The organism is Pseudomonas sp. AC247 (assembly GCF_979258015.1).
Window position 1 is genome coordinate 3379457 of sequence record NZ_OZ409829.1, and the last position, 23298, is coordinate 3402754.

General features: G+C 60.0%; 18 protein-coding genes and 2 pseudogenes. 12 read left to right on the plus strand and 8 right to left on the minus strand.

All coding sequences use genetic code 11. From position 1 onward, the window contains the following. Positions 1-113: 113 nt before the first annotated feature. From ACZZ0B_RS15310 to ACZZ0B_RS15325, 4 genes and pseudogenes are all read left to right on the plus strand, one after another. Positions 114-803 (plus strand): N-acetyltransferase, encoded by a 690-nt coding sequence (locus tag ACZZ0B_RS15310; protein WP_463545662.1) that lies wholly within the window; start codon positions 114-116, stop codon positions 801-803. A 4-nt stretch (positions 804-807) separates the two neighbouring features. Continuing rightward, positions 808-1992: pseudogene (locus tag ACZZ0B_RS15315) on the plus strand (GNAT family N-acetyltransferase). Beyond that, a complete protein-coding gene (locus ACZZ0B_RS15320) occupies positions 1964-2755 on the plus strand; it encodes a ChbG/HpnK family deacetylase (protein ID WP_463545663.1) in 792 nt (263 codons plus the stop codon). The pseudogene ACZZ0B_RS15315 and the gene ACZZ0B_RS15320 overlap by 29 nt, the downstream one beginning before the upstream one ends. A gap of 114 nt (positions 2756-2869) precedes the next feature. Continuing rightward, a complete protein-coding gene (locus ACZZ0B_RS15325) occupies positions 2870-3562 on the plus strand; it encodes an N-acetyltransferase (RefSeq protein ID WP_463545664.1) in 693 nt (230 codons plus the stop codon). A gap of 127 nt (positions 3563-3689) precedes the next feature. On the opposite strand, the gene ACZZ0B_RS15330 is transcribed toward ACZZ0B_RS15325, so the two are convergent. Further along, complete coding sequence (locus ACZZ0B_RS15330) at positions 3690-4487, minus strand: class I SAM-dependent methyltransferase (protein WP_463545665.1); 798 nt, start codon at positions 4485-4487, stop codon at positions 3690-3692. Between the two features lie 333 nt (positions 4488-4820). Here ACZZ0B_RS15330 and ACZZ0B_RS15335 point away from each other — a divergent pair. Beyond that, positions 4821-4958 (plus strand): annotated as a pseudogene (locus ACZZ0B_RS15335) (helix-turn-helix domain-containing transcriptional regulator); the annotation flags it as partial. 98 nt (positions 4959-5056) lie between these two features. Beyond that, positions 5057-5404 carry a hypothetical protein gene (locus ACZZ0B_RS15340; protein ID WP_463545666.1) on the plus strand — a complete coding sequence of 116 codons (348 nt, stop codon included), beginning with the start codon at positions 5057-5059 and terminating at the stop codon, positions 5402-5404. Positions 5405-5519: 115 nt separating this feature from the next. Here the strand turns inward: ACZZ0B_RS15340 and ACZZ0B_RS15345 are convergent, their stop codons facing one another. From ACZZ0B_RS15345 to ACZZ0B_RS15365, 5 genes are all read right to left on the minus strand, one after another. Beyond that, the gene (locus tag ACZZ0B_RS15345) at positions 5520-6950 is read right to left on the minus strand and encodes a sigma-54-dependent transcriptional regulator (protein ID WP_463545667.1); all 1431 of its coding nucleotides are present in this window, start codon (positions 6948-6950) and stop codon (positions 5520-5522) included. Next, positions 6919-8409: a sensor histidine kinase gene (locus ACZZ0B_RS15350; protein WP_463545668.1), complete on the minus strand. Its 1491-nt coding sequence runs from the start codon at positions 8407-8409 to the stop codon at positions 6919-6921. Before ACZZ0B_RS15350 ends, ACZZ0B_RS15345 begins: the two co-directional genes overlap by 32 nt. 94 nt (positions 8410-8503) lie before the next feature. After that, entirely contained in the window at positions 8504-9607 is a 1104-nt protein-coding gene (locus tag ACZZ0B_RS15355) for an SCO family protein (RefSeq protein WP_463545669.1), read from the minus strand. Then, positions 9604-12411 (minus strand): multicopper oxidase domain-containing protein, encoded by a 2808-nt coding sequence (locus ACZZ0B_RS15360; protein ID WP_463545670.1) that lies wholly within the window; start codon positions 12409-12411, stop codon positions 9604-9606. The genes ACZZ0B_RS15355 and ACZZ0B_RS15360 overlap by 4 nt, the downstream gene beginning before the upstream one ends. 270 nt (positions 12412-12681) lie before the next feature. Beyond that, entirely contained in the window at positions 12682-14130 is a 1449-nt protein-coding gene (locus ACZZ0B_RS15365; protein WP_463545671.1) for an ATP-binding protein, read from the minus strand. A 423-nt stretch (positions 14131-14553) separates the two neighbouring features. Here ACZZ0B_RS15365 and ACZZ0B_RS15370 point away from each other — a divergent pair, with 423 nt between their 5' ends. From ACZZ0B_RS15370 to ACZZ0B_RS15395, 6 genes are all read left to right on the plus strand, one after another. Next, positions 14554-15900, plus strand: coding sequence for a hypothetical protein (locus ACZZ0B_RS15370; RefSeq protein WP_463545672.1), 1347 nt, complete (start codon positions 14554-14556; stop codon positions 15898-15900). A gap of 35 nt (positions 15901-15935) precedes the next feature. Next, entirely contained in the window at positions 15936-18164 is a 2229-nt protein-coding gene (locus ACZZ0B_RS15375; protein WP_463545673.1) for an Ig-like domain-containing protein, read from the plus strand. Positions 18165-18237: 73 nt separating this feature from the next. After that, a complete protein-coding gene (locus ACZZ0B_RS15380) occupies positions 18238-18702 on the plus strand; it encodes a curlin (protein ID WP_008077339.1) in 465 nt (154 codons plus the stop codon). Between the two features lie 28 nt (positions 18703-18730). Next, complete coding sequence (locus ACZZ0B_RS15385) at positions 18731-20182, plus strand: curlin (RefSeq protein ID WP_463545674.1); 1452 nt, start codon at positions 18731-18733, stop codon at positions 20180-20182. 373 nt (positions 20183-20555) lie between these two features. Beyond that, positions 20556-20747 carry a type II toxin-antitoxin system RelB family antitoxin gene (relB, locus tag ACZZ0B_RS15390; RefSeq protein WP_463546943.1) on the plus strand — a complete coding sequence of 64 codons (192 nt, stop codon included), beginning with the start codon at positions 20556-20558 and terminating at the stop codon, positions 20745-20747. Then, positions 20748-21020, plus strand: a complete 273-nt coding sequence (locus ACZZ0B_RS15395) for a type II toxin-antitoxin system RelE/ParE family toxin (RefSeq protein ID WP_463545675.1) — start codon at positions 20748-20750, stop codon at positions 21018-21020. Between the two features lie 174 nt (positions 21021-21194). Here the strand turns inward: ACZZ0B_RS15395 and ACZZ0B_RS15400 are convergent, their stop codons facing one another. Then, complete coding sequence (locus tag ACZZ0B_RS15400) at positions 21195-21566, minus strand: DUF6124 family protein (protein ID WP_064120102.1); 372 nt, start codon at positions 21564-21566, stop codon at positions 21195-21197. Positions 21567-22166: 600 nt separating this feature from the next. Next, positions 22167-22640 carry a hypothetical protein gene (locus tag ACZZ0B_RS15405; protein ID WP_008077333.1) on the minus strand — a complete coding sequence of 158 codons (474 nt, stop codon included), beginning with the start codon at positions 22638-22640 and terminating at the stop codon, positions 22167-22169. Positions 22641-23298 lie beyond the last annotated feature (658 nt).

Genomic DNA, 23298 nt, shown 5'->3' on the forward strand with positions numbered 1-23298 from the left:
TAAATCCCCTCACCACAAAAGTTCATCACCACAGAACCCCGTTACCTCAGGAGCCTCACCACAAAAGCCTCACCCCACAGGGTTCGCCGTGCCAAGGTTCAGGAGTACACACCATGGGCATCGTCAGCAAACTCAGCGAACACATCAAACAAAAAGGCCTGCGCGCCACGTTGGCGAAAGCCTGGAAACACTACATCTTTTCCCACCAGGAACTGCTGTGGATGGAGCGCGATCTGGTCAGCCCGGTGCCGCCGCACAGCCTCAAACCCTACCCGCCGTTGCGGGTGATGAAGATCACGCCAGACAACGCCAGCGCCTTCGCCCGTTACTTCGGCGACCGCGTCGGCACCATGGCCGAACTCGCCAATGAGGGCCACACCGGGCACATGCACCTGGACGATCAGGGCGATGCCGTGGCGTTTATCTGGGGCAGTTCGCGGGACTATTTCGACCGGCATTACTACGGCTGCCTGTTCCCGGTGAAACCCGGCGAGTTCTTCGAGTTCGGCGGCGAACTGACCCGCGCTTACTGGGGCACCGAGCTGTCGGTGGATCTGCAACTGGAGCTGTGGAAAGCCATGGCCGCGCAAGGTTGCAACAAGGTCGTCGACGTCTGCGAATTCCACAACATCCCGGCGCTCAAACTGCACTTGCGCATGGGCTACACCGAGCAAAACCGCATCATGAATGTGTACACCCTGTTCGGTCGCTGGCGCTTCTACCGCGAAAGCCGCTACAGCGGCTCGCGTCTGGATGCGTTGCGCAAACCGTCCCGTCCACCCGTAACAGCCACGGCGGCCTGAGCCTATGCTGACGCGATTTGAATGGCGCACTTCACTGTGCGCCGCCGATTTCCCCGAAGCAGCGTATGAAACGTTGCGCCTGCGGGTGACGGATCACACGCCGTTCAACAACCTCGGTTGGTTGTGCGCGGCCGAGCAGGCCCTTGGTACGGATGAGCGGTTGCACATCCTGCTGGGCTGGGAAGCGGACGAATTGCGTTTGTGTCTGCCGCTGGTGGCGAGTCGCGAGCGCTTTGCCGGCGTGCCGTTTCGAGTGCTGCATCACTTGGGGTATCCGCTGGCAGATCGCTTGGCCCTGCTGTCGTTGCTCGACCGTGAGGACATGCACAAGGCACTGGTGTTGATTCGCCAACGTCTGCCCCATGCGCTGCTGCAACTCAATGAACTGTCCGAGCCTGCCGGTGAAGAGAGTGCGCTGACCGAATGGATGGCGCGCAGCTCGACCGCTGAGCGACGTTTGAGTTGTCGGGTGCCGGTGCATCTGATCAGCGAGGCCGATCATCAGGAAGTCTCCGGCGATCCGCGCTACAAGCTGCGCCGCGCGCGCAAGCGAATTGCCGCGTGTGGTGCCCAAGTGCGCAGGATCATTCCCGATGCGACAAGCATGGGGCCGTTGTTGCAAGCCATCAGCGAAGTCGAAGCGGTGAGCTGGAAAGGTGACGAAGGCGTGGGGATTTTTGCCAGCGAACACAGCCGGCAATTGATCGAACGCGCCTTCACCGCCCTCGCCGGCCAAGGTCTGGTGCGCGTGGTGACGCTGGAGCTGAACGGCCGCTGCATCAGCTATCGCCTCGGCCTGCTGGAGCAGGGTCGGCTCTATGATTACAACCTCGCCTTTCTGCCGCAATACGCCGACCTGGGCAGCGGCCGGGTGCTGCTGGAGGAATGGATTCGCTGGGGGCTGGACGACAACTGGCGCTGGATCGATGCCTCGCGGGTCAGCCTGGAAAACTCCAGCCATCAACTGCACGAACGCATGACCGGGCACCTTGAGCACTGGCGCTGGAGTTTCTATTCCTGGCGGCCAAGTGGCCTTGTGCTCGGTCTGGGCTTGCGCCTGTGGCATCGACTCAAACCGCACGTGCAAGCCTAGCGCGCGCGGCGTGCCGAGCCGGCGAAACCACCACTGAAACCTGTCGCGGTCACCACGGAGGGCGAACATGCCTCGCCAAGTCATAGTCAACGCTGACGATTTCGGCCTCAGCCCGAACGAAAACGCAGTGATCTTTGCCGCGTTTCAGGCCGGGGTCATCAGTTCTGCCACCGCGATGGCCAACATGCCGGCGTTCGAAGCGGCATGTGCCATGGCCCGACACCCGACGTTGCAAGGCCGGGTCGGTTTGCATTTCAACCTGACCTACGGACGCCCCCTGAGCCAGGCGATTCTTGCTCGCCGTACCTTTTGCGATGACCACGGCGTGTTCGACCTTAGCCTGCCGCGCCACAGCCTCTGGCTCGGCCGCGAAGACCGTGATGCGGTGCATCAGGAGTTGCAGGCGCAGTGGCAGCGTTGCGTCGACCACGGCATGCGCCCCAGCCATATCGATTCGCATCAGCACGTGCACAACATCTGGCCGATTGGCGAGATCGTCGCGCGGTTTGCCGCACAGCAAGGTGTGCCGATTCGGCTGGCGCGTAACCTGGGGCAGAACCTCAATCTGCCCAAGCGTGTATTCAAGGGTTTGCTCAACTGGCGTCTGCAGAGTCTGGCCGGTATCACCGCTGACTATGTGTGCACGCCGATCGACCTGCGTAACGACAGCGCGCCGACCGACGGCGTGCTGGAAATCGTCGCGCACCCGACGCAACTCGGCGCCGACTTCGGTGACGCCTACCTCAACCCCGACGAATCCCTGAGCCGCGTGCTAGAGCAGCGGCTGGCAGGTGTTGCACGGGTTTCCTACACCGATCTGAACAAGGATTTTCTACGCGGTGCCGCGGCACTCGATTGAGTTACATACCTTGCAATACTTTCGAAGATGGCACTTTGAAATGAACTGGCAAGGGTGATCTATACCCTCAAAAGCACCATCCACAACACCCGGGCTGCGGCCACGGAGGGCATCATGAGCGTCATCACAAAACTACAAGAACGCATCCGCCAGAAAGGCCTCGGCCGCACCTTCGGCACGCTGTGGAAACGCTACGTGTTTTTCCATTGGGAGCTGCTGTGGATGGAGCGCGACCTGGTCAGCCCGGTGCCGCCGCACAAGCTGCGCCCTTACGAGGGCCTGCGCAAAGTCGACATCACGGCGGAGAATGCTGTTGCGTTCACAAAGCATTTTGGCGACCGGGTCGAGACCATGGCAGAACTTGCCGCCGAGGGTCACACCGGGCACATGTACGTCGATTCGGACGGGCATGCGGTCGGGTTTATCTGGGGCAGTATTCGTGATTATCACGACCGTCATTATTACGGCTGCACGTTCCCGGTGAAGCCGGGTGAATTTTTTGAGTTTGGCGGCGAGATGATCCGCACCTACTTCGGTAGCAGCCTTTCGGTGGACGTGCAGGTGGCGCTGTGGGAGGCCATGGCGGCGCAGGGTTGCAACAAGGTGGTGGACGTTTGCGAGACGCACAACATTCCGGCGCTGAAGCTGCATATGCGGATGGGCTATCACGAGCAGGGGCGCGTGATGCACGTGTATTGCCTGTTTGGCCGCTGGAAGTTTTTCCGCGAAACGCGGTATGAGGGTTCAAGGCTGGAACCGCTGCGCAAACCGGGGCGGCCGGTGGTGAGTGCGGCGGCGCAGGCTTGATTCAGATCTGAAATTTGCATCAGCACTGATGTCGTCATCGCGAGCAGGCTCACTCCTACATTGGAAATGCATTCCCCTGTAGGAGTGAGCCTGCTCGCGATGAGGTCGGTAGCCGCGCAGATTATTATCAGGTCTTGATGGCGATGAGGGTAAAACACATCGGCATCTGTGCCTCGCGATTCAGGTACTGGTCATACACCTCTTCCCGATTCGAATGCGCATACTCCTTGAAGTGCGCAATGTTCAACCCTGCCGCAATCGCACCACTGAAAATATCCCCCAGCGTGTGCACAAACCAATACGACTTCGCCGCCTGCTGCTCGACCTTACCGACATACACAATCGGCTCGTCCTGCACAAACGGCTCGGTGCGGAAGTATGAGCTGTCGAGGCGATACGGATCCTCGGCATCGGGATCAACCATTTCCAGAAACGGATGGGTTTCGTAGATCACCAGTTTGCCACCCGGTTTCAGCGTCGAAGCGACATGGCGAAAGAACTCGCCAATGTCCGGCATCCAGCCGAAGACACCAATGGTGATCAGCGCCACGTCAAAACGGTTGTGCAAAGACGCCGGCAAATGATGGATATCGCTTTCGATGAATTCAGCGTTGTGCGGTGAACGCTTGTTCAGCTCACGCGCCTGATCGAGAAACGCCGCCGACTGATCGACCCCGACCACACTCTTCGCACCGTGGGCAAACAACGACAGGCTCTCGCGGCCGTTGTTGCAGCACAGCTGAATCACATCCTTACCATCGACCTCGAGCAACCCGCTCAACGTCTCATCAAGGCAAGAGAAATCCGCCTGCGCAACTTCGCCGAGCAAGACCTGCCAATCAGGCGAATCCTCATGATGGCGAGCGGAATCGTTCCACGCCTGTCGATTGCTTTCGATGGCGGTTTTATTGTTGGGCACTTCCATGGCGCACTCCAAACGATGCTCGTGATTGAGCGAAACCGAGTCTAGATCAGCCCGCCAATCCCGGTTGTTGCAAACTTGTAAGCCCCCCCCCCTGTAGGAGCTGCCGAAGGCTCGGGCCGCGTTCGGACGATCTTTTGATCTTGTTTTAAGATCAAGATCAAAAGATCGCAGCCTGCGGCAGCTCCTACATATCTGAGTGTTTATGCCTACAAGTGTCGGCGAATTATCAAAACAGATAGCGGACACGGCTGACTATTCAACTCGGCTCACATGGATATCCTCACGAAGCGCAGACTTCCGCCGCGCACAAAAAATGGCTAAGGAGGTTTAACCATGAGCCAGAAGTTAACGAATTTCGACGTGGCAGCATTGCTGGACAGTGACGAAGCCATCAGCGAATACCTGTCTGAGGTACTCGCAGACGGGGATAACGAAGAGTTTCTTCGCGCAATCGGCTATGTGATCAAGGCCTGCGATCAGCCGGGGCATGCGATCAATCACCCAGTCGCTTGAATGCAGGGCAGCTATAGTTAATAGCCTTGGGGAATACCGCACTCGCAGGTGCCGCCATGCTGATGTTCGAACGGCTGTTGTTGCTGGGTTGTCTGCTTGCTGCCACTCAGGCGCAGGCGCTGGACAGCAATTTTGTTTACTACGGGCCGAACCAGCCCTTCGCCCACCCTGCTCCGTATTCGCTGAATTCCACGCCGCCCAAGCCTTACGACGATACGGCGCCGCAGGATTTTGTGGTGATCCCGGGTGACCATGAGTTCTACGATTCGCAACTGCCGACGGTGGCGGATGCGACGGTGCGGGTGTTTATTCGCACGTACGATGCCGAACGCGGGATTTATGTGAATGACGAGGTGCTGGATCCTAGTTGTTTGCTGGAGTGTCTGAGCCGGCAACAACACTGAATACCGAACGCCTACTGTAGGAGCTGCCGCAGGCTGCGATCTTTTGATCTTGATCTTAAAACAAGATCAAAAGATCGCAGCCTGCGGCAGCTCCTACATTTATTGTGTACGGCCGCTACCACTGGCGTTTGTCAGGGCGGGCGAGGCCGAGTTTTTCGATGCGGTAGCGCAGCATGTCGCGGCTCAGGCCCAGCAGGCGCGCGGATTTGGTGACGTTCCAGTCGGTCTTGTCGAGCATCTTGCGCACCATGTCGCGCTCGACTTCCGGCAGGTTCATCGATTCGGTATTGCTCGCCGGCCGTGGTTCGTAGTGCACCGGCGCTTCATGAATATGCAGCGGCGGCTCATCGACCAGGCTCATGCACACATTCAACTGATGCGCGGCAATCGTGTCGCTCGGCGCCAGCAGCACCGTTTGCTCAAGCATGTTGCGCAGCTCGCGCACATTTCCCGGCCAGGTGTAACTGAGCAGCAACTCCTCGGCCTGCTGGCTGAAATGCAGATTCGGCTTGCCGTAACGCTTGCCATGGCTGGCGAGGAAGTGCCGCGCCAGCAGCAAAATATCCTCGCCCCGGGCGTACAAACGCGGCACTTTGATTGAAATGATCCGCAGCCGGAAAAACAGATCTCGACGGAATTTGCCCTGCTGCACCATCTGTTCAAGGTTGCAGTTGGTCGCGCTGATCACCCGCAGATTGACCTTGCGCTCCTTCACCGAACCGACCCGGCGAATGGTGCGATCCTCCAGCAACTTCAAAATCTTCGCCTGCAACAGCAGGTCCATTTCGCCAATCTCATCGAGAAACAGCGTGCCGCCATCCGCCGCTTCTACCAGTCCGACCCGGCGATCCTTGGCGTCGGTAAACGCACCCTTCTCATGGCCGAACAGCTCCGACTCGACCAGATTCGACGGAATCGACGCACAGTTGAATTCAATAAACGGACCTTTGCTGCGCGGACCGTCGAAGTGCAGCGCCCGGGCCACCAGTTCTTTACCGGTGCCGGTCTCGCCTTCGACCAAAACCGGCGGCAGATCGGTGTTGGCCATGCGCCGCTCGGCGTCGAGCAACTGGCCGATGGTGTTCTTCAAATACTGCATCGGCGCCGAGTCGCCAATCAGCGCCTGCACCCCGGATTTCTGCGCCTCGCGCTCTTGATAGAAGGACAGCGTGCGCTCCATCCGTTCAGTCGCCAGCGCCTTGTCGAGCAGCAGTTTGAGTTCCTGCAACGCGACCGGTTTGGTCACGTAATGAAAGGCGCCCTCTTTCATCGCCACCACGGCATCTTCGACGTTGCCGTAACCGGTCATCATGATCACTTTCAGATCCGGCGCGCTGATGCGCAGCTTCTGGATCAGGTCGTGGCCACTCATGCCCGGCAGCGAGTTGTCGGTCAGCACGATGTCAGGCATGAAGCTGCCCAATTGCTCCAGCGCGTCTTCAGCCGAATGGCAGACCGTCACCTCGAAGTCCTTGCGCTCCAGGTAGGTCTGAATATTTTCGGCCAGCAGTTCGTCATCCTCGACCAGCAGAATGCTGTGTTCCATATTCCCCTCCCGATGCCACTTTGAAGTTGAGACTGACGCGGGTTCCTTCCTGCTCTTTGCTGGTCAAGACGACCGAGCCCTGAAAACGCTCCATGATTCTTTTGACCAAAGCCAGGCCAACCCCGAGGCCGCCCTGTTTGGTGGTGAAAAAAGGTTTGAACACCAACAGTTGCTGCTGCGCGCTCATGCCCTTGCCGGTGTCGATCACCGTCATGCGCACCCTGTCCGGCTGCGGCGATTCGAACTCGACGGTGAGCACACCGCCCTTGGGCATGGCTTCCAGGGCGTTGGCAAACAGGCTATTGAGTATTTGCGTGAGCAGCACCTTTTGACTGACGACCGGCGCGCAGTTTTGCGGAGTGAATCGCACTTCAACGCCGTTGCGCCGGATCAACGCATCAAACGCGCCGAGGGTGTCCTCGACCGCCATGCTCAGATCGACCGCTTCACCGTCGTCATTCATCGGCCGCAGCGACACCAGCAATTCGCGCACCCAGCGCGACATGCGATCGACCTGGCTGATGATGTCGCCGATATTGCGTTGCGCACCGGGGCTGGCGACTTCCTGGGCCAGTTCGGCGCTGGAGCGGATGGTCGCCAGTGGATTGCGCAAACTGTGCGCCACCGCCGAGGACATCTCGCCGAGGGCAACAAAGGTTTCGTTGCTGATCAGTTGTTGCTGCTGGCTCTGCAGCAGTTTTGCCGCACGGCGGACGATCCAGAACAACGCCAGAAAAATCGCCGCGCCTCCAAAACAGGTCGCCGCCCAGATCGAGGCGAAACCACGGTCGATGCGATCGACCAGATCCGACGGTTCCTTATAGATCTCGACCATGGCGATGACTTTGCTTTTGTCGGCGTTGAACATCGGGATGTAGTTCTCGATGAACAGGTATTTCGGCTCGCGCAGCAATTGCTGCTCGGGTTTCTCATCGTCGATTTTGTGGTAGCTGGAAGACACCGGCACTTTCATCTCGAATGATTCGTCGAGCTCATCGTCATCCTTGATGTGCACACCGATAAGCTCAGCGTTGGTCGACCAGATCACCGTGCGATCCAGTGCGTAAACCGTGGCCAGGAGAATGTCCGGCAGGTGTTCGACGTGGTCGAGAAACTCGGTGCGCGCCGAGACGTGTGCGGCCGGGTCGACATCGGGATAGTTGTTGTCCTGACGCGGGTCGAGCATCTCGCCCATGGTTCGCGCCGGGGTAATGCCAGCGTGGCGTATTTCCGCCGCGCCGATGGCCTGGACGAATTGCGCGGTCAGCAGCGCATCGCGCTCCACGCTTTCGGTGACCACGAAGCGTGTGGAGATATAACCGAGCCCCAGCGCCACCGCGGCGATGATGAAAAAACTGGCGAGCGAGAACCAGCGCAGCAGATTGAACTGCTCGCGCCAGCCCTTGCCTGCGACCGAGGCGTTCGGTGCAGTGGTTTTTTGTGCTTCCAGTCGCTGCATGGGAGTGCCCTGGAGTGTTTGTATCGAAGCGCTTACAGCCATCAGTGTAGGTGGCTATGACCGCAACACACGGTTCAATGATGCTATTTCGCCGCTACTGCATACGACTCACCGTCGCGGCTGGATCGCCCGGTTTTACTGGCGTCAAAGCACCGTCGGCCACAGCCGCGGTGGACGGTTGCTGACGCTCGGTTTCATCGCTGAGAAAGTCGATGATCGACTGCGCGGATGGCTCGTCGAGGCGCAGGTTGGGCATCGGGATTCGCTCGAATTGTTCATACAGTTGCAGCGCAATCGGGTCTTTTTCCGCGAGCAGGCGATCCGGTTCGCGGATCCAGCGATTGAGCCATTTGTTGTCACGGTTGCGGGTCACGCCGATCAGGTCGGGGCCGATGCTGCGCATGCCGATGCCCTGACCGTCCTGCGGGCCGAGGCTATGGCACGAGGCGCAGCGGGTGCGGAACAGTTCTTCGCCATTGCTCGGCGGGCGAATGTCCGGGGCGTTGGCGTAACTTTCCTCGATGCTCGGCTGCTTCCAGTTCTGCAAGGTGTTGGCCAGTTGATCGGCGAGGATCCACGGGTTTTCGAACGGCGAGGCTTTCATCCAGCGCCCGGTGGTCTGGTTGCCGACGATCAGGCTGAGGTTGTGATCCTTGTTGCGACCGTTGTCGACGCCTTCGATGAACAGCCCGAGTTTTTTGCGCAGGTCGGTGACGTCTTCGAATTCGCCAGTGAGAAACTTCCAGCCGGGGCCGACCTTGAAGCGTTGCGCGTAAGCCTTGAGCACTTCGGGGGTGTCGCTGAGCGGGTCGATGCTGATCGAGTAGAAGAAGATGTCCTGCCCAACCCGATCGCCGAGCAATTTCTGCACCTGGCGCAGGCGTGCGGTTTCCAGCGGGCACGAGTCGCTGCACGAAGTGAAGATGAAATTAATCACCACCACTTTGTTCTTGATCAGGTCATCGAAGAAATGCACCTGCCGACCGTCCTGATCGGTCAGCAAGGTGTTGGGGAAATAGTCGCCACCCCACGGGGTGGCGGATTCGCTGGACGCTGGCGGTTCGCTGACGCTGGCCTGGTGCGCCAGCAGCACGCGGCTGCCAAGCACACAGGCCACCAGCAGCAGCACCAGGTGCATGCCCAGCGCCCGGGAGCGCGGGGTATGCAGCGGTTGGCGGTCACCGTGGCGGCGGTTCATGGCTTGACCACCACTTGCGGGCCCATACCGTCGCCGTTGCGGAAGGTTGGCAGCGCGGCGGAGTTGACGTAGCGCACACCGTCCCAGCTTGGCAGAGGGGTTGGCATCAGTTGCAGTTGGCCCGGCTTCTCAAGGTCCCAACGCAGCAGCATCGAATTGTCCTCATGCTGAGTGTTGTGACAGTGCTCCATGTACGTCCCGGCGAACTCACGGAAGTTGATCGCCATCTCGACGCTGTCCAGACCATCGGCTTCGGAACCGATGCGGTAGACGTCCTTGCGCGCCCATTTTTCCCACTCTGGAGGGGTCTTGCCGCCGCGACTGAGGATGATGCCTTCCTCGAAGTGCACATGCACCGGATGGCTCCAGCCCTTGCCGCCGGCCTTGATGTTCCACACCTCCAACGTGCCGAACCCGGTGACACCGGCATCGGTCGGGCCACTGGACAACTGGGTCGAGGCATTCAGGCGACGTGGGTCCATGTGGTAACCGAAACCGCCGTCAGTCTTGACCGTCCACGGTGCTTCATCGGTGCCGTCGGAACGGCCGAAGGTGAAGGTGCGGTGACGAGCCTTGGCCAGCAGCGCTTTGTCGGCGGCGTTGTCACGATGGATCTTCAGCGGAATCATCACCAGCCCTTCGGCCTTGCCCGGTTTGGCCGGTTCGTAGGCTGCCGGGTTCATCGCCAGATCCTGACCGGTGTAAGCCTTGACGTTGAGCTGCAAGACCTTGCCCACCGCCGGATCTCCCTTGTCCCATTGCGGACCTTTGCTGGTCTGTTTGATCACCGGCAGGTATTTCTCCGAGAGCACATCGGCCAGCGAAATCACGTCTTTGGGCCCCTTGCCATCGTCCTGCGCCTGCAGGTTGAGGAAGAACAGCTTGTCGCCGGCCTTGATGCCGTTTTTCGAGAAGTTGACGATGATGTCGAAGCGCTCGGCGATGCCCTGGGTCGGCAGGATCGCGTTGTGGTTCTGTTTATCGCCGTCGGCGTCGAGGTCCATGCTGCCGTCGAACGGCACGCTGTGCTCCATGATGTTGCCGTCGTTGGCGATCATGTGGAACGGCACGCGGCTGTACGACACGCCGGCGTTTTTCGGCCCCTGGAACTCACCGCCGCTGCCTTTGATTTCACGCACCAGCGCCAGTTTGAAATAGCGCGACACCGAACCGTTGAGGATGCGGAAGCGATAACTGCGTGCGCGCACGTCCAGCGTCGGTTTCCACTGCCAGTTGACCAGCACCTGATCGCCGATGAAGCCGTCGGTGTTGAACGGGTTGAACCACAACTGACCCTCCTGATCCCAGGCCTTGTCGGCGAGCACCAGGTTTACGTCGTAGTCACGGTTGCCCCACGGCAAGGCGCTGCCGCTGGGTAGACGCAGGTTGACGCCATCGTTGATCGACTCATTGCCGCGATCCAGCGCGCTGTAGTAGTTCATCATCGCCGCGTTGCCCTTGTAGACGTTCTGCGCGGTGAAATCGAGCATGTGGTCGTGGAACCAGTGGGTGCTCATGGTTTCGCGCCAGTCGCCACGGATCTTGATGGTGCCGTTGTCACAGGTCTTCTTCGCCGGCGCCAGGTCGTTGACCCACAGGGTTTCGCCCGGTGCGCACGGGAACGCGGCGCGCGGGTCTTCGGCCTTGGTGTTGATGCTGTCGTAACCGGCGAGCTGGATCGGCCACCGATAGTCGTAGAACTGGCCGGGGAAGAAGAACGCGTTGGCATAGCCGTCGCTTTCCGCTGGCGCGTGGCCGTTGTGCTCGTGGGTGCTGATGGTGTGCAGGCCAAAGCCGTGGTTGGCCGATGGATCGATCGGCAAGCCGTTGTAGTGACGCATCATCACCGGTTGGCCGTAACGCACCATCAACAGTTTTGGCGGCAGCGTGCCGTCGAAGGTCCATACCGAGTTGTGGTTTTGCGCCGGCATCGCCGGGTGAAAACGCGGGTCGACGCCCTTCGAGGTGCCGTCGGTCAGCGGTACACCGGCGACGTTGTGGTACAGGCCGCCAGGGCCGAACTCGCCCACCGCGTAATGGTGCATTTGCACGCTGTCACGCAGGCCACCGTTGAGGCGCGCGCCGGTCTGCACGGTTTTGTACGCCACTTGTGGGTAGAACTCGTTCCAGCGCTGGTGCGCCCAGCCTTTTCCTGGTGGCCGCCCTTCAGCGGAGGAACCGATGTGGCGATTGAGGAACACCTCGATCTGCGCCTGCCACGGATTGCGGTCGACGACGTTGGAGAACTGACTGGGGAATGGCGTCAGTCCGGGTTGGCGCAGGAACGCATCGAGGGCGCTGCCGGGGGGCGCGCTGCGGGCGACATTGTTCGGGTCCTGCGCAGGGGCCGGGCCAATCGCGGCCGGTGGAAATGGCAGCGGCGCGGCCGGGGTGGTCGGGTCGAGTTTTTCCGGGCCGAACTCTTCAAACAGGGTCAACTGCTGGGTGAACGGCTGCGCGCCATAGAGCGGGCTGGGCTTGCCGTTGGTGGGGTAGTTGAAACTGGTCTGCACCGTCGGCGGCAGGATGTTTTCCGTGCGGGTCGAGTCGCGGCTGCCTTTGACGCCGTCGGGCAAATCGAAGGAGTCTTCGTTGGCCTCGGGCAGGGTCAGGATGTTATTGAGCGCCCCGGCACGATCAGCCGGTTCGTCGTAGTACGCCGACGGGTCGGAGGTTTCTGGCTGTCGTTCGTCATCGATGGGGCTGGCGCGAACGCTGGCCATGGTGCCGAGGGTCAACATCAGAAAGACGCTCAAAGGCGTCAGCAGGAAGGTGTTGCTTGGGTCACGCGTTGTTCTGTCCATCACCAGCCGCCTCATCAAGGAAGGGGTGATGGTGTTTTGCAACTAGTGCGCCAAGAAATTATTTCCAGTTGTAACAGGGACTTGAGGACGCTGTGGGTTTCCCCACTCCCCGGTGACCGGGGCTTGACACCCACTGGTGGGGGAAGTTCACAATTTTTCAGTTATACAAACCTCATGTAGGAGCTGCCGAAGGCTGCGATCTTTTGATCTTGGTTTTTAAGATCAAAAGATCGCAGCCTTCGGCAGCTCCTACAGGGCGGAAGGTGTGGATCAGGGGACTAATTGAAAGGCCAGGCGCACGGTGGTGCCCTCACCTTCGCGGCTGTGCAGGGTTACGCCGCCGCCGAAGCGTTCCATGATGCGTTTGACCAGCACCAGGCCGACGCCGAGACCACCGGCCTTGGTGGTGAAAAATGGCCGGAAGGCCATGGTGCGCTGCTCTTCGTTCATGCCTTTGCCGGTGTCGCTGAGCACCACGCAAACACCTCGGTCGTCGCTCGGCTCGAGAGTGACAGTCAACGTGCCGCCCTTGTCCATCGCCTCCAGTGCATTGGCCAGCAGGCTGTTGAGGATCTGCGTCAGTTGCACCGACTGGCTGAGCACCATCGGCGTGTGCTGCGGGTGGAACACCACTTTTACGCCGGCACGGGCGATCTGCTGTTCGAAGGCAACGAGGCTTTCGTGCAACGTCGCGACGAGATTGACCGGCTCCGGATCATCGTTGAGCGGGCGCAGCGATTGCAGCAATTCGCGCACCCATTTCGACATGCGGTCGACCTGGCCGATGATGTCCTTGATGTTCTTTTCGGCAGGGCCCGCGTCGAACTCCAGCGCCAGTTCGGCACTGGAACGGATGGTCGCCAGTGGATTGCGCAAGCTGTGCGCAACGGCGGAGGACATCTCGCCCAGCGCGACAAACGTTTCATTGGCGATCAGTTGTTTCTGCTGGGCCGCGAGCAGGATCGCCGCGCGCCGCACGATCCAGTACAAACCCAGATAAATCAGCCCGCCGCCAAGCGCGGTGGCCAGCCAGATCAGCGTCAGCCCACGCTCCATGCGGGCGATCAGGTCCTTGGGTTCCTTGTAGATCTCGACCATCGCCGTGACGTTCTTGCCCTCGGCGTCGAACAGCGGAATGTAGTTTTCAATAAAGATGTAATCCGGCGGGATGACGAACTTCTGTTCCTCACGGGCCTTGTCGACGTCGTGATAACTGGCGGACACCGGAATCTTTTCGTTGAACGCCCGATCAAGGTCTTCGTCGGCATGAATGCTGGTGCCGATGAGCACGGGGTTTGTCGACCAGATCACCTGGCGGTCCGGCGCATAGATGTTGGCGAGAATCACGTCCGGCAGGTGTTCGATGTGATCGAGAAATTCACCACGCGCATCGGCCCGGGCCTGTGGACTGACGTCGGGGAAATGCATGTCCTGGCGCGGGTCGAGCAATTCGCCCATGGTGCGCACGTTGGGAATGGAGACGTGGCGCACCTCGGCCGAAGCGATGGCCTGAATGAACTGCGCGGTGAGCAAGGCATCGCGCTGCACGCTTTCCTCGATGACAAACCGCGTCGACACCGCTCCGAGGGCCACGGCCACGGTGCCGATCACCGCCATGCTGATCAGCGAAAACCAACGCAGCAGGTTGAACGGCTGCTTGCGCGAGCCCAACCGTAGGGTGCCCTCCTCGACGGGTAGCGATTTTGACTGAATATTCATGGCGGCGACTTCCCGATACGTCCCTATAGGGTTATAGCCCACGGGTGGGGGTTTGCCCGGATGCGGGGATATCGACCCGATGTACACCTCCCAAACCCACCCCAAATCCCTGTAGGAGCTGTCGAGTAAAACGAGGCTGCGATCTTCTGATCCTGTTTTTAAATCAAGATCAAAAGATCGCAGCCTTCGGCAGCTCCTACAGGGGTTTTGTGTACAGCGGGCCATCGAGGGTATCCCCACCGTCCCCAATCCTGGGGAATGACGCCCTTTTCCCGCGGCCTGAAAACCTCAGCCTCACACGCGCCAACCCTTCTGATCCGGCCCTCTCCCGCCCATCCACCGCACCTTGGCATGGAAGGTGTACAGGCCCTGTGCAACTGACCCAACCCCAAGGGGCAGGTACTTTGATAGAGGGATTAACTCATGCACCCTTTACTGTCCAAAACCGCGACCGTCCTGGTCGTGAGCGCCTTGGCCCAGGGCATTGCTCAGGCCGCTTTGTTTGCTGTTGACCCCGGTCCGTACGCGCCGGCCAACGGCGGTTTCGCCAGTTGGTATCAGGACACCCACGGTCGCACCCTGGACCTGTGCCTGTCCAAAGCACTCAGTTCTCGCGTACCGAGCGCACCCGGCGCGCCGTCGTACATGTGCTCGCTGCTGCCGACTCCCGGGGTGTTCGACGACGCGCAACCGATCGTCTTCCCGACCAATTTCCCTGACGAAGCGTTCTGGTTCACCGGTGAAACTACCCTCGTCGACGCGGCGCGCGGCATCGACCTGACCTACGTCAGCGCCATCGAAGCCGCCTTCGCCGCCGAAGAACCGGTCGAGGGCGATCAAGTCAGCTTCGCGCGCATCCGTATTCGCGTCGATGTGCCGACCGCTGGCACTTACGTCATCACCCACCCGTACGGCGTCGACGTGTTCAACATCGACACCCCCGGCCGCCGCGCGATCAACATGACCCGCGACATCGGCATTGGCACGCCGAAAACCTACGACGGCGCACTCAAGGGCGACATCGGCCCGTTCCTGCGCAGCGTCAACGGCCCGTACACCGAGACCAACCCGGTGACCGGCGCCGCCGAGCAATTCGTCGGCGACCCGAACCTCAGCGAGGCGGTCACCGGCAGTCCGTTCAACACCAACTACGTGCGCATTGAAGGCCCCGGCGGGATCGACCTGCGTACGACGGCGTTTGCCGTCTCCGGCAAGTTGTCGACCGTCGTGCGGCCAACGCCGATGATCGCCCAGCGCAGCACTTACTCACGCAAGGCCGGCGACAGCGCACCGGTGGCGCAGCAAGACGTCTTCGTCCTTGCCCCGCCCGCTCCGGGCACGGCGGCCGTCACCAGCAGCACGCCTGTGCTGAACATGACCGAAGCCAACAGCACCGGCAGTTGGTACGCACAGTCCTCGGTCAACCCGGCCTTGCCGACCACCCTGCAAGTGACCGCCGACAACCACCTCGCCATCGCCAGCAGCACACCGACCACCCTGCCCATGGCCCTGACCGACCTGGTGGTGATCCAGAGCGCGCAATACAGCCTGAGCTCCGGACAACTCACCGTGGTGGCCTCGACCAGTGACGAAACTTCGCCGCCGGTGCTCACCGCCACCTCCGGCAGCGGCGCCGCCATCGGCGCGCTCGGTGGCGACGGTGCGGTGAAAACCCTGGCCACCGGGATCTCACCGATCCCACCGTCCCGGGTCCGCGTGACGTCGTCCAACGGCGGCAGCGATACCGAAGAAGTGGTCATCGTGCAATGAACGCTCACATGCCCAGATCCGCATCAGGAGGCATCATGAACAAGTGGCCACGCTTTGCGCTCAACGCGCTCGGGCTCGCTCTCTCGCTGACCGGCAGTGCCTATGCGCAACTTGCCGCCGTCGACCCCGGCCCCTACACCTTCGCCACCGGGAAATTCCCGATGTGGTATCAGGACGAAAACCAACTGTCGATGGAACTCTGCCAGTCGCGCGCCGCCAGCTCACGAGTGGCGGCCAGCGTGCCACCGGCCTACATGTGCATCCTGCTCGCCGAGCCGGGTATCTACGATGATGCTCAGCCGATGATTTTCCCGGACAACTGGCCGCCGGAAGCGTTCTGGTTTCTCGCCGAAACCACCATCGCCAACAACGCCGCCGGTTACGGGATGGACGCCTATGTCGCCGGGATTGAAGCAGCGTTTGCTTCGGAGAATCCGGCCGATGGTGATCAGCAAAGCTTCGCGCGGATTCGCATCCGGGTGAACGTGCCCCTTGCCGGCACCTACACCATCACTCACCCGTATGGTGTGGAAACGGTCAACGTCACCGCGCCTGGCCGGCGAGCGATCAACATCACTCGCGACATCGGCATCGGCGCGCCGGGCAATTTCAGCGGCGCTGTCGGTGGCGCAATCGGCCCGTTCCTGCGCAGCGTCAACGGCCCCTACACAGAAGTGAACCCGGACTCCGGCGCCAGCGAAACGTTCGTCGGCGACCCGAACCTCAACGAGGCCGTGACCGGCAGCCCGTTCAACACTAACTTCGTGCGCATCACCGGGCCTGCCGGAACCATCCAGTCGAACGTGTTCAGCCTGTCCGGCAAAGTGCTCGACAATCGTCAGCAAACCCACGTCGACATCGACCGCGCCACCTACCGCCGCACCGCCGCCGGCGTGCGTGCCGAGGTGTTCGCCAAGGCTGACAGCAGCTCGACCCTGTGCTTCCGCGAAAGCGTGGCGCTGCTGCCCGGTCCGCCGCAGACCCCATGCCAGACCAACTTGCTGGGTGACAACAACGGTCTGTTCTTCGGCCAGCGACTGAGCACTGGCGCCGTGCCGCCGGTGGTGGTCGTGACCGCCACCAACCCGACGGGCACCACGCGGCCAACCGCCGTGTCGGCCAAACTCACTGACGTGGTGAAAGTGCAGACCGCGCGCTACAGCTGGGCCAACAAAAGTCTGTTGATCGAAGCGACATCGACCGATGAAGTGGCGATCCCGGACATGGTTGCCCAAGGCTACGGACGTCTGTCGAAAACCGGCACGCTGCAACGCATCACCGTCGCCGACCTGACCCAGCCACCGGCCACCGTCACGGTGAAATCCGCCGCCGGCGGCAGTGACACCGAGGCGGTCGTCGTGGTCGGCACCGCGCCGGACACCGGGGAAAACCAGGCGCCGATCAGCAATGCCGACACCGGCAGCACCAGCTTCGGTGTGCCGATCACCCTCAGCCTGTTGACCAACGACAGCGATCCCGATGGCGATAATCCGCTGGGCATCACCGCGTTGACTCAACCGGCGGCCGGCCAAGGCACCGTAGCCCTCAGTGGCACCGCCGCTGTGGTCTATACGCCGCCCGCCGTGGTCAACGCGCCACTGACCACGACGTTCACGTACAAAGCGCAAGACGCCAAAGGCTTGGCCTCGGCTAATCCGGCGACCGTGACGATCACCGTCGCACCGAACCGGTCACCGACCGCCGTCGCCGACAGCGTCGCCACGTTGGGTGTGGCGATCCCGATCAACGTGCTGGCCAACGACACCGATCCGGAAGGCAACGTGCCGCTGGGCGTCGCCAGTCTGACCCAACCGGCCGCCGGCCGTGGCACGGTCAGCACTGACGGCACGGTGATCACCTACACGCCACCGGCCACCGTGACCACGGCGTTCACCACGACCTTCACCTACATCGCCCGGGACAGCTTCGGCGCCCTGTCGACGCCAGCCACGGTCACGGTGCAAGTGTCGCCACGGCCAGCGGCGGAAACCTTCGCCGTGACCGCATCGACGGTGCAGGCACGCTCCGGCGGGCGCTTCAACTGGGACTTCACCGGCACCTCGTCGGTGACCACCGGCAACACCATCACCGTGCAGGTCACCACCCCGACCGGGCTGGTCACCCTCGGCACCACCACCGTACCGGTGACCGGTCGCTGGCGGCTGACGCTGAACAACACGACGGTGGTGCCATCGGCCAACCCGACCGCGACGATCCGCTCGTCCCAAGGCACCGTGCGCACGGTCTCGGTGACCACGCTGTAGGCCAGATCCCCAGCCACTTTCGGGTGGCTGGGGCACGGTTCTCAACCGGATAACGCCACACAGGATTTTCGCCATGAACACGCCGACCGCCGCCCTGCTTTGTCTGCTCCTGCTGTGCAGCACTGCGGGCGTGCGCGCCGACGACCTGATGGACAACGACGACCTGGCCCCGACCAGCAGCGACCTCGGCGAACTGCCCCCACCCGTGGGTCAGCAAGCCCTGATCGACCAGCTCGGCCAGGCCAACGTCGCCCTGCTGCAACAGAACGGTCAGTCGCTGCTCGGGCAGATCGTGCAGTCGGGCAGCAATCAGGAGGCGTACATCCTGCAACAGGGCAGCGACCTGATGGCCCTGATCAACCAGAACGGTTCCGGCAACGCCGCCTCAATCACGCAAAACGGCAGCCACAACCGCGCGCAGATTTCGCAAAACGGCAACAACAACGACGCCAGCATCGAGCAGGCCGGCGCGGGGCTGCAAAGCGCCGTGACCCAGTCGGGCAACGGCATGAGCGTTTCGGTCAAGCAATATCGCTAAGCACTGCAAATCATCGGAGAGTTCAATCATGTTCAAACTGACGCCCCTCACCGCCGCCCTGCTGGTCATGATCAGTGCCCAGACCATGGCCGACGACAGCCTGTCCAACCAAAGCCAGGTCGGTACCGCCAACATCGCCGACGTGAAACAGACCCAGGCCCCGTTCAGTACCGCCACCCAGACCCAACTGGGCCAGGGCAACGACGCCGCCGCCGTGCAAGACCACGCCACCAGCGTGATTACCCAGGACGCGGTCGGCGACTACAACGCCGGTTACGCCGAACAGCTTTACGAAGACAACGCCACCATCACCCAACAACAAGTCGGCGCCTTCAACACCGCTCACGCCAGCCAGTCGCTGGGCTTCGGCTCACCGAACAGCGCGTTGCAACAGCAACAAGGCACCGGCAACTTCTCGTTCATTTATCAGGACTCGCAGAACGGCAGCGAAGGCAAAACCTTCCAGTTCGGCGACAGCAACGAAGCCAACATCGAACAACTCTATGAAGGCAGCGGCAACAGCTCGGTGATCACCCAATACGGCACCGCCAACTACGGCACCGCCGAACAAGTACTGCACAACGGCGGCCAGATCGGCATCAACCAGGCCGGCGAAGGCAACTACGCCTACGGCGACCAGCGCAACGGCACCGGCGGCAACATCAGCATCAACCAGTTCGGCAACCTCAACGGCAGCGAAATCTGGCAAGACTCGCAACTCGCAAGCCAAGCCACCGTCAACCAATATGGCGACAGCAACGAAACCGTGGTCGACCAAAGCTTCGGCGAAAACAACAACGCCGCCGTCACCCAAGTCGGCAACACCAACGCGATCTACGCCGACCAGTTCGAATCGGTCAACTCGACACTGGCGCTGTATCAGGTGGGTAACGGCAACGTGCACTTCACCTACCAGAACGGCGACAGTCACGTGCTCAGCGCCACCTCCGTGGGTAACGACAACAAGGTCTACGCCAGCAACTGGAAAGGCCCGCAAGCCGGCGGCCAGTTCGGCAGTGGCCAACGCGCGACGGTTACTCAGGCGGGCAATGGCAACATCGCCAGCTTCACTCAGGATGGCGTCGGGCACGTGATGACCACGCATCAGACCGGGACTGGCAACAAGACCACGGTCAGTCAGGCGGAGTCGTATAACGAGCTGTATTTTGATCAGAATGGTAGCGACAACATTCTGATCTCGGATCAGCGCGGGACGACCAACCTGATTCAGGGTTCTTCGAATGGCACCGGCAACAGTGCTGAGTTCGATCAATCCGGGACTGGCAACCAGGCGTATACCGCGCAGTTGTATGGCAGCGACAACATGATCACTGTTAAGCAGGCGGATACGATGAACGTGGCGTATGTGACCCAGGGCGGGACGGGGAACATTGCCAATGTCGATCAGAGTGGGGTTACGCAGACGGCGAATATTCAGCAGTTTGGCTCGGCTAACCAGGCGACGGTGTTGCAGCAGTAGGGGTTGGGTGTTGATAGGCCGCGATTCTCTGGTGAGGGGGGTCGCGGTTTTTAACCTTATGTAGGAGCTGCCGAAGGCTGCGATCTTTTGATCTTGCTTTTAAAGATTGAGATCAAAAGATCGCAGCCTTCGGCAGCTCCTACATGAGATTTCTTTTGCTTCAGAAAAAGGAATGGTTTCTGGAAAAGCTGCACGTTTTCCTACTACCTCTGGCGGTTGGCCGTCGGAAGCGCAAGGACTAGGATTTTTCGGGACAACCTGAACCCAAAGGAGCTCGACCAACGTGCAATTCATCCAGACAACCACGACAACATTCCCCTTACCGAATAGACTTTCAGGCATTGATCCCGGAGGTGCCATGATCGACCCAAAGATGATTGACCCACTGTGCCCAGTCGTCTCGAACCTTGATCCTGGAGAACAGGCTGCGAGCTATGACCGCTGGTTCAGGGCGGAAGTACAAGCGTCTCTCGATGATCCGCGTCCGAGTATTCCCCATGAGCAAGTGATGGAGGAAATCAATGCCTTGATGGAATCAATGCGCAAAAGCGCTGATGCAGATTAAGTGGCGACCCAAGGCTCGGGTCGAACTCTCGAAAATCCTGAAGTACATTGGCGAGCGAATTTTTTAGCGGCGACTGCACTTCACAAGTCCGTCGTCAAAACTACATCTGCGCTTTGTTGGCATCCACACCTGTATCGCAAGGGCCGCTCTCCCGGCACTCGAGAGATTGTGGTAAGCCCGAACTATCTCGTCGTTTATCAAGTGGCGGACCACATTGAGATTGTGAGCATCTTGCATGCGGGTCAGGAGTACCCTCGACGCGACCCCAGTTAAGATCGCTTCCTCGTCTCAACACAAGAAACCGTGCTTGCCGTGGAGGTACAGTTTTTTTGATCGTTCCCACGCTCTGCGTGGGAATGCCTCTCGGGACGCTCCGCGTTCCAACTCGCGAATTTGACGCAGAGCGTCAGGGGCGGCATTCCTTTGCTGCGCGTGGGAACGATCTAATTAGCCATCCTTCAACTCGACGTGATCCAGCGCTTGGTTGACTGCCAGTTCGCCCAGCATGACGACTTGAGCGATGCCCAAGGCGGTTTTGCGATGTGAGGTTTCCAGGGAGGCGGCGAAGTTGATGAGCATTTCGCTGGCCGAGCCGAGGGTTTCGCTGGCGTTGGCCAGCAGGGATTCGGTGTTGTACCGGGGGTTGGCGAGGTACATGGGTTCCGGCTCGTTGGCGCTGGACATGATGTGGGCGGTGGGGTTGAGGTAGAAATCGAGGGCGCGATCGGCGGCTTCGTGGAGTTTTTTGCTGTCGACTGAGGCGTAGGGGGATGTGGTGTCGGCGTCTGATTCTGGGGGGTTGGGGGTTGGTTTTTTCATGGTGATTCTCTCTCATTGATAGTTGCAGCTGGCCCATTCGACTTCCAGGAAAAATGGGTGGCAGCTGTACGCAGGCTGGAAATCCGGGAGAGAGCAACCCGGCAGACACGAATGTCTCCCGCGCACAACCGCCATAACAGAGTGCACACAATGAAAGTGCGCAAGCATACGTTATGAAAGGCTTATCTGCTCTCTCGTGTCTTCGGGTTTCCATGCCCGGTCGCTGAATTGGTAGCGACGAACACAGGCTAAAGACCGGACGTCCTACGGACAACCTGAAAACCTTGTGGGAAGGTTCCGCTGATTCAGACACGTCTTTAAACAAACGCAGATCGCAACCCTCACCCTGGCCCTCCCGAAACGTCGGACCGCCCGTAGGGAGAGGGAACTGCCGAGGAGATTGAGAGAGAGACGTCGACGTGCGCTACCGAGTTAAATTCAAGTCTCGGAAAGCGCCAAAACCGGCCGCCTCTCCGCTCTCAAACCACCGGGCTATCCACCAGGCGATGAACGAGGCCCCAAACGTTTTGCGAACACGTTGGACGTCACGTGAAATAGGTACTGACTACGCCGACCCGTGCTGGAAAATCTGCTTTCCAGCTAGATGGTAAAGCTGTCTCGGCCCGTGATATCGAATTCACCGTCGCTGATCAGAACACCGGGATGTACAGCATCCTTTGACTGGAAGTGAAATGTGCCTTTGTAGATATTCTTCTCGCGATCAAAGGTTATATCGAACGAGCCTTCATCGGCGTTGAAGATCCGGGTAGAGGATTTCCCGCCTGTCTTCTGCATCGTGGAATAGGCTGCGGCCACGTGCCCGTTGACGATATCACTGCGACCGTTTTCTATCTCGGCACTGAATACAACCTCAATGACGTTCACCACTGTTTTCCCTTGGGCATCCTGCGTTTCCTGGGCAGCAGCCAATGTCAGATACATCCGTCGCATGGGAACGTGATAGTCATAAGCGAAATTCAAACCGTCCGCCGCAAAAGCCACACCATTGATGTTGGCGCGCAGGGAACCTGAGGTAGGGCTTTCTTCACTCGGAAAAACAAATTCAGTCACCATGTTCATCTCCTTGATTGTCTTGTCCTGTGACCAGATAGTGAATCTGGATGAATCAAGGTAGGTACGGCTTTTTGCGCTGTCTACTGTCAGGGTTGACAGTAGACAGCATTGAAAATCTGTCGATAGGTTTGGGCTGTAGTCTACGAAGCGAAATGTTGCGGACGGATAACCTGAAAACCCGGTCGGAAGAGTCTGCAAAATCAAAACAACCTTCAAACATTTCGAATCGAAATACGCATATGTAGGAGCTGCCGAAGGCTGCGATCTTTTGATCTTGATCCTAAAAAATCAAAGTCAAAAGATCGCAGCCTTCGGCAGCTCCTACAGTGAACGTGTGCAACCGCCAGGGATTGCTCGGCTCATCAGCCGCCATCGCTGGCAAGCCAGCTCCCACAAGATCTGAGTGCATTCGCGGTATCGTCGATGCCCAATAGATAGCTATCGCGAGCAGGCTCACTCCTACAAGAGCAAGGGCGAGATCAAAAGATCGCAGCCTTCGGCAGCTCCTACAGTGAACGTGTGCAACCGCCAGGGATTGCTCGGCTCATCAGCCGCCATCGCTGGCAAGCCAGCTCCCACAAGATCTGAGTGCATTCGCGGTATCGTCGATGCCCAATAGATAGCTATCGCGAGCAGGCTCACTCCTACAAGAGCAAGG

Excerpts from the sequence above, each read along its gene's own strand:
- ACZZ0B_RS15330 (WP_463545665.1), bottom strand. The coding sequence starts at position 4,487 with ATGGAAGTGCCCAACAATAAAACCGCCATCGAAAGCAATCGACAGGCG.
- relB (WP_463546943.1), top strand. The coding sequence starts at position 20,556 with ATGATTGACCCACTGTGCCCAGTCGTCTCGAACCTTGATCCTGGAGAA.
- ACZZ0B_RS15370 (WP_463545672.1), top strand. The coding sequence starts at position 14,554 with ATGCACCCTTTACTGTCCAAAACCGCGACCGTCCTGGTCGTGAGCGCC.
- ACZZ0B_RS15355 (WP_463545669.1), bottom strand. The coding sequence starts at position 9,607 with ATGAACCGCCGCCACGGTGACCGCCAACCGCTGCATACCCCGCGCTCC.
- ACZZ0B_RS15360 (WP_463545670.1), bottom strand. The coding sequence starts at position 12,411 with ATGGACAGAACAACGCGTGACCCAAGCAACACCTTCCTGCTGACGCCT.
- ACZZ0B_RS15350 (WP_463545668.1), bottom strand. The coding sequence starts at position 8,409 with ATGCAGCGACTGGAAGCACAAAAAACCACTGCACCGAACGCCTCGGTC.
- ACZZ0B_RS15365 (WP_463545671.1), bottom strand. The coding sequence starts at position 14,130 with ATGAATATTCAGTCAAAATCGCTACCCGTCGAGGAGGGCACCCTACGG.
- ACZZ0B_RS15385 (WP_463545674.1), top strand. The coding sequence starts at position 18,731 with ATGTTCAAACTGACGCCCCTCACCGCCGCCCTGCTGGTCATGATCAGT.
- ACZZ0B_RS15405 (WP_008077333.1), bottom strand. The coding sequence starts at position 22,640 with ATGGTGACTGAATTTGTTTTTCCGAGTGAAGAAAGCCCTACCTCAGGT.
- ACZZ0B_RS15375 (WP_463545673.1), top strand. The coding sequence starts at position 15,936 with ATGAACAAGTGGCCACGCTTTGCGCTCAACGCGCTCGGGCTCGCTCTC.
- ACZZ0B_RS15380 (WP_008077339.1), top strand. The coding sequence starts at position 18,238 with ATGAACACGCCGACCGCCGCCCTGCTTTGTCTGCTCCTGCTGTGCAGC.
- ACZZ0B_RS15345 (WP_463545667.1), bottom strand. The coding sequence starts at position 6,950 with ATGGAACACAGCATTCTGCTGGTCGAGGATGACGAACTGCTGGCCGAA.
- ACZZ0B_RS15310 (WP_463545662.1), top strand. The coding sequence starts at position 114 with ATGGGCATCGTCAGCAAACTCAGCGAACACATCAAACAAAAAGGCCTG.
- ACZZ0B_RS15400 (WP_064120102.1), bottom strand. The coding sequence starts at position 21,566 with ATGAAAAAACCAACCCCCAACCCCCCAGAATCAGACGCCGACACCACA.
- ACZZ0B_RS15320 (WP_463545663.1), top strand. The coding sequence starts at position 1,964 with ATGCCTCGCCAAGTCATAGTCAACGCTGACGATTTCGGCCTCAGCCCG.
- ACZZ0B_RS15340 (WP_463545666.1), top strand. The coding sequence starts at position 5,057 with ATGCTGATGTTCGAACGGCTGTTGTTGCTGGGTTGTCTGCTTGCTGCC.
- ACZZ0B_RS15325 (WP_463545664.1), top strand. The coding sequence starts at position 2,870 with ATGAGCGTCATCACAAAACTACAAGAACGCATCCGCCAGAAAGGCCTC.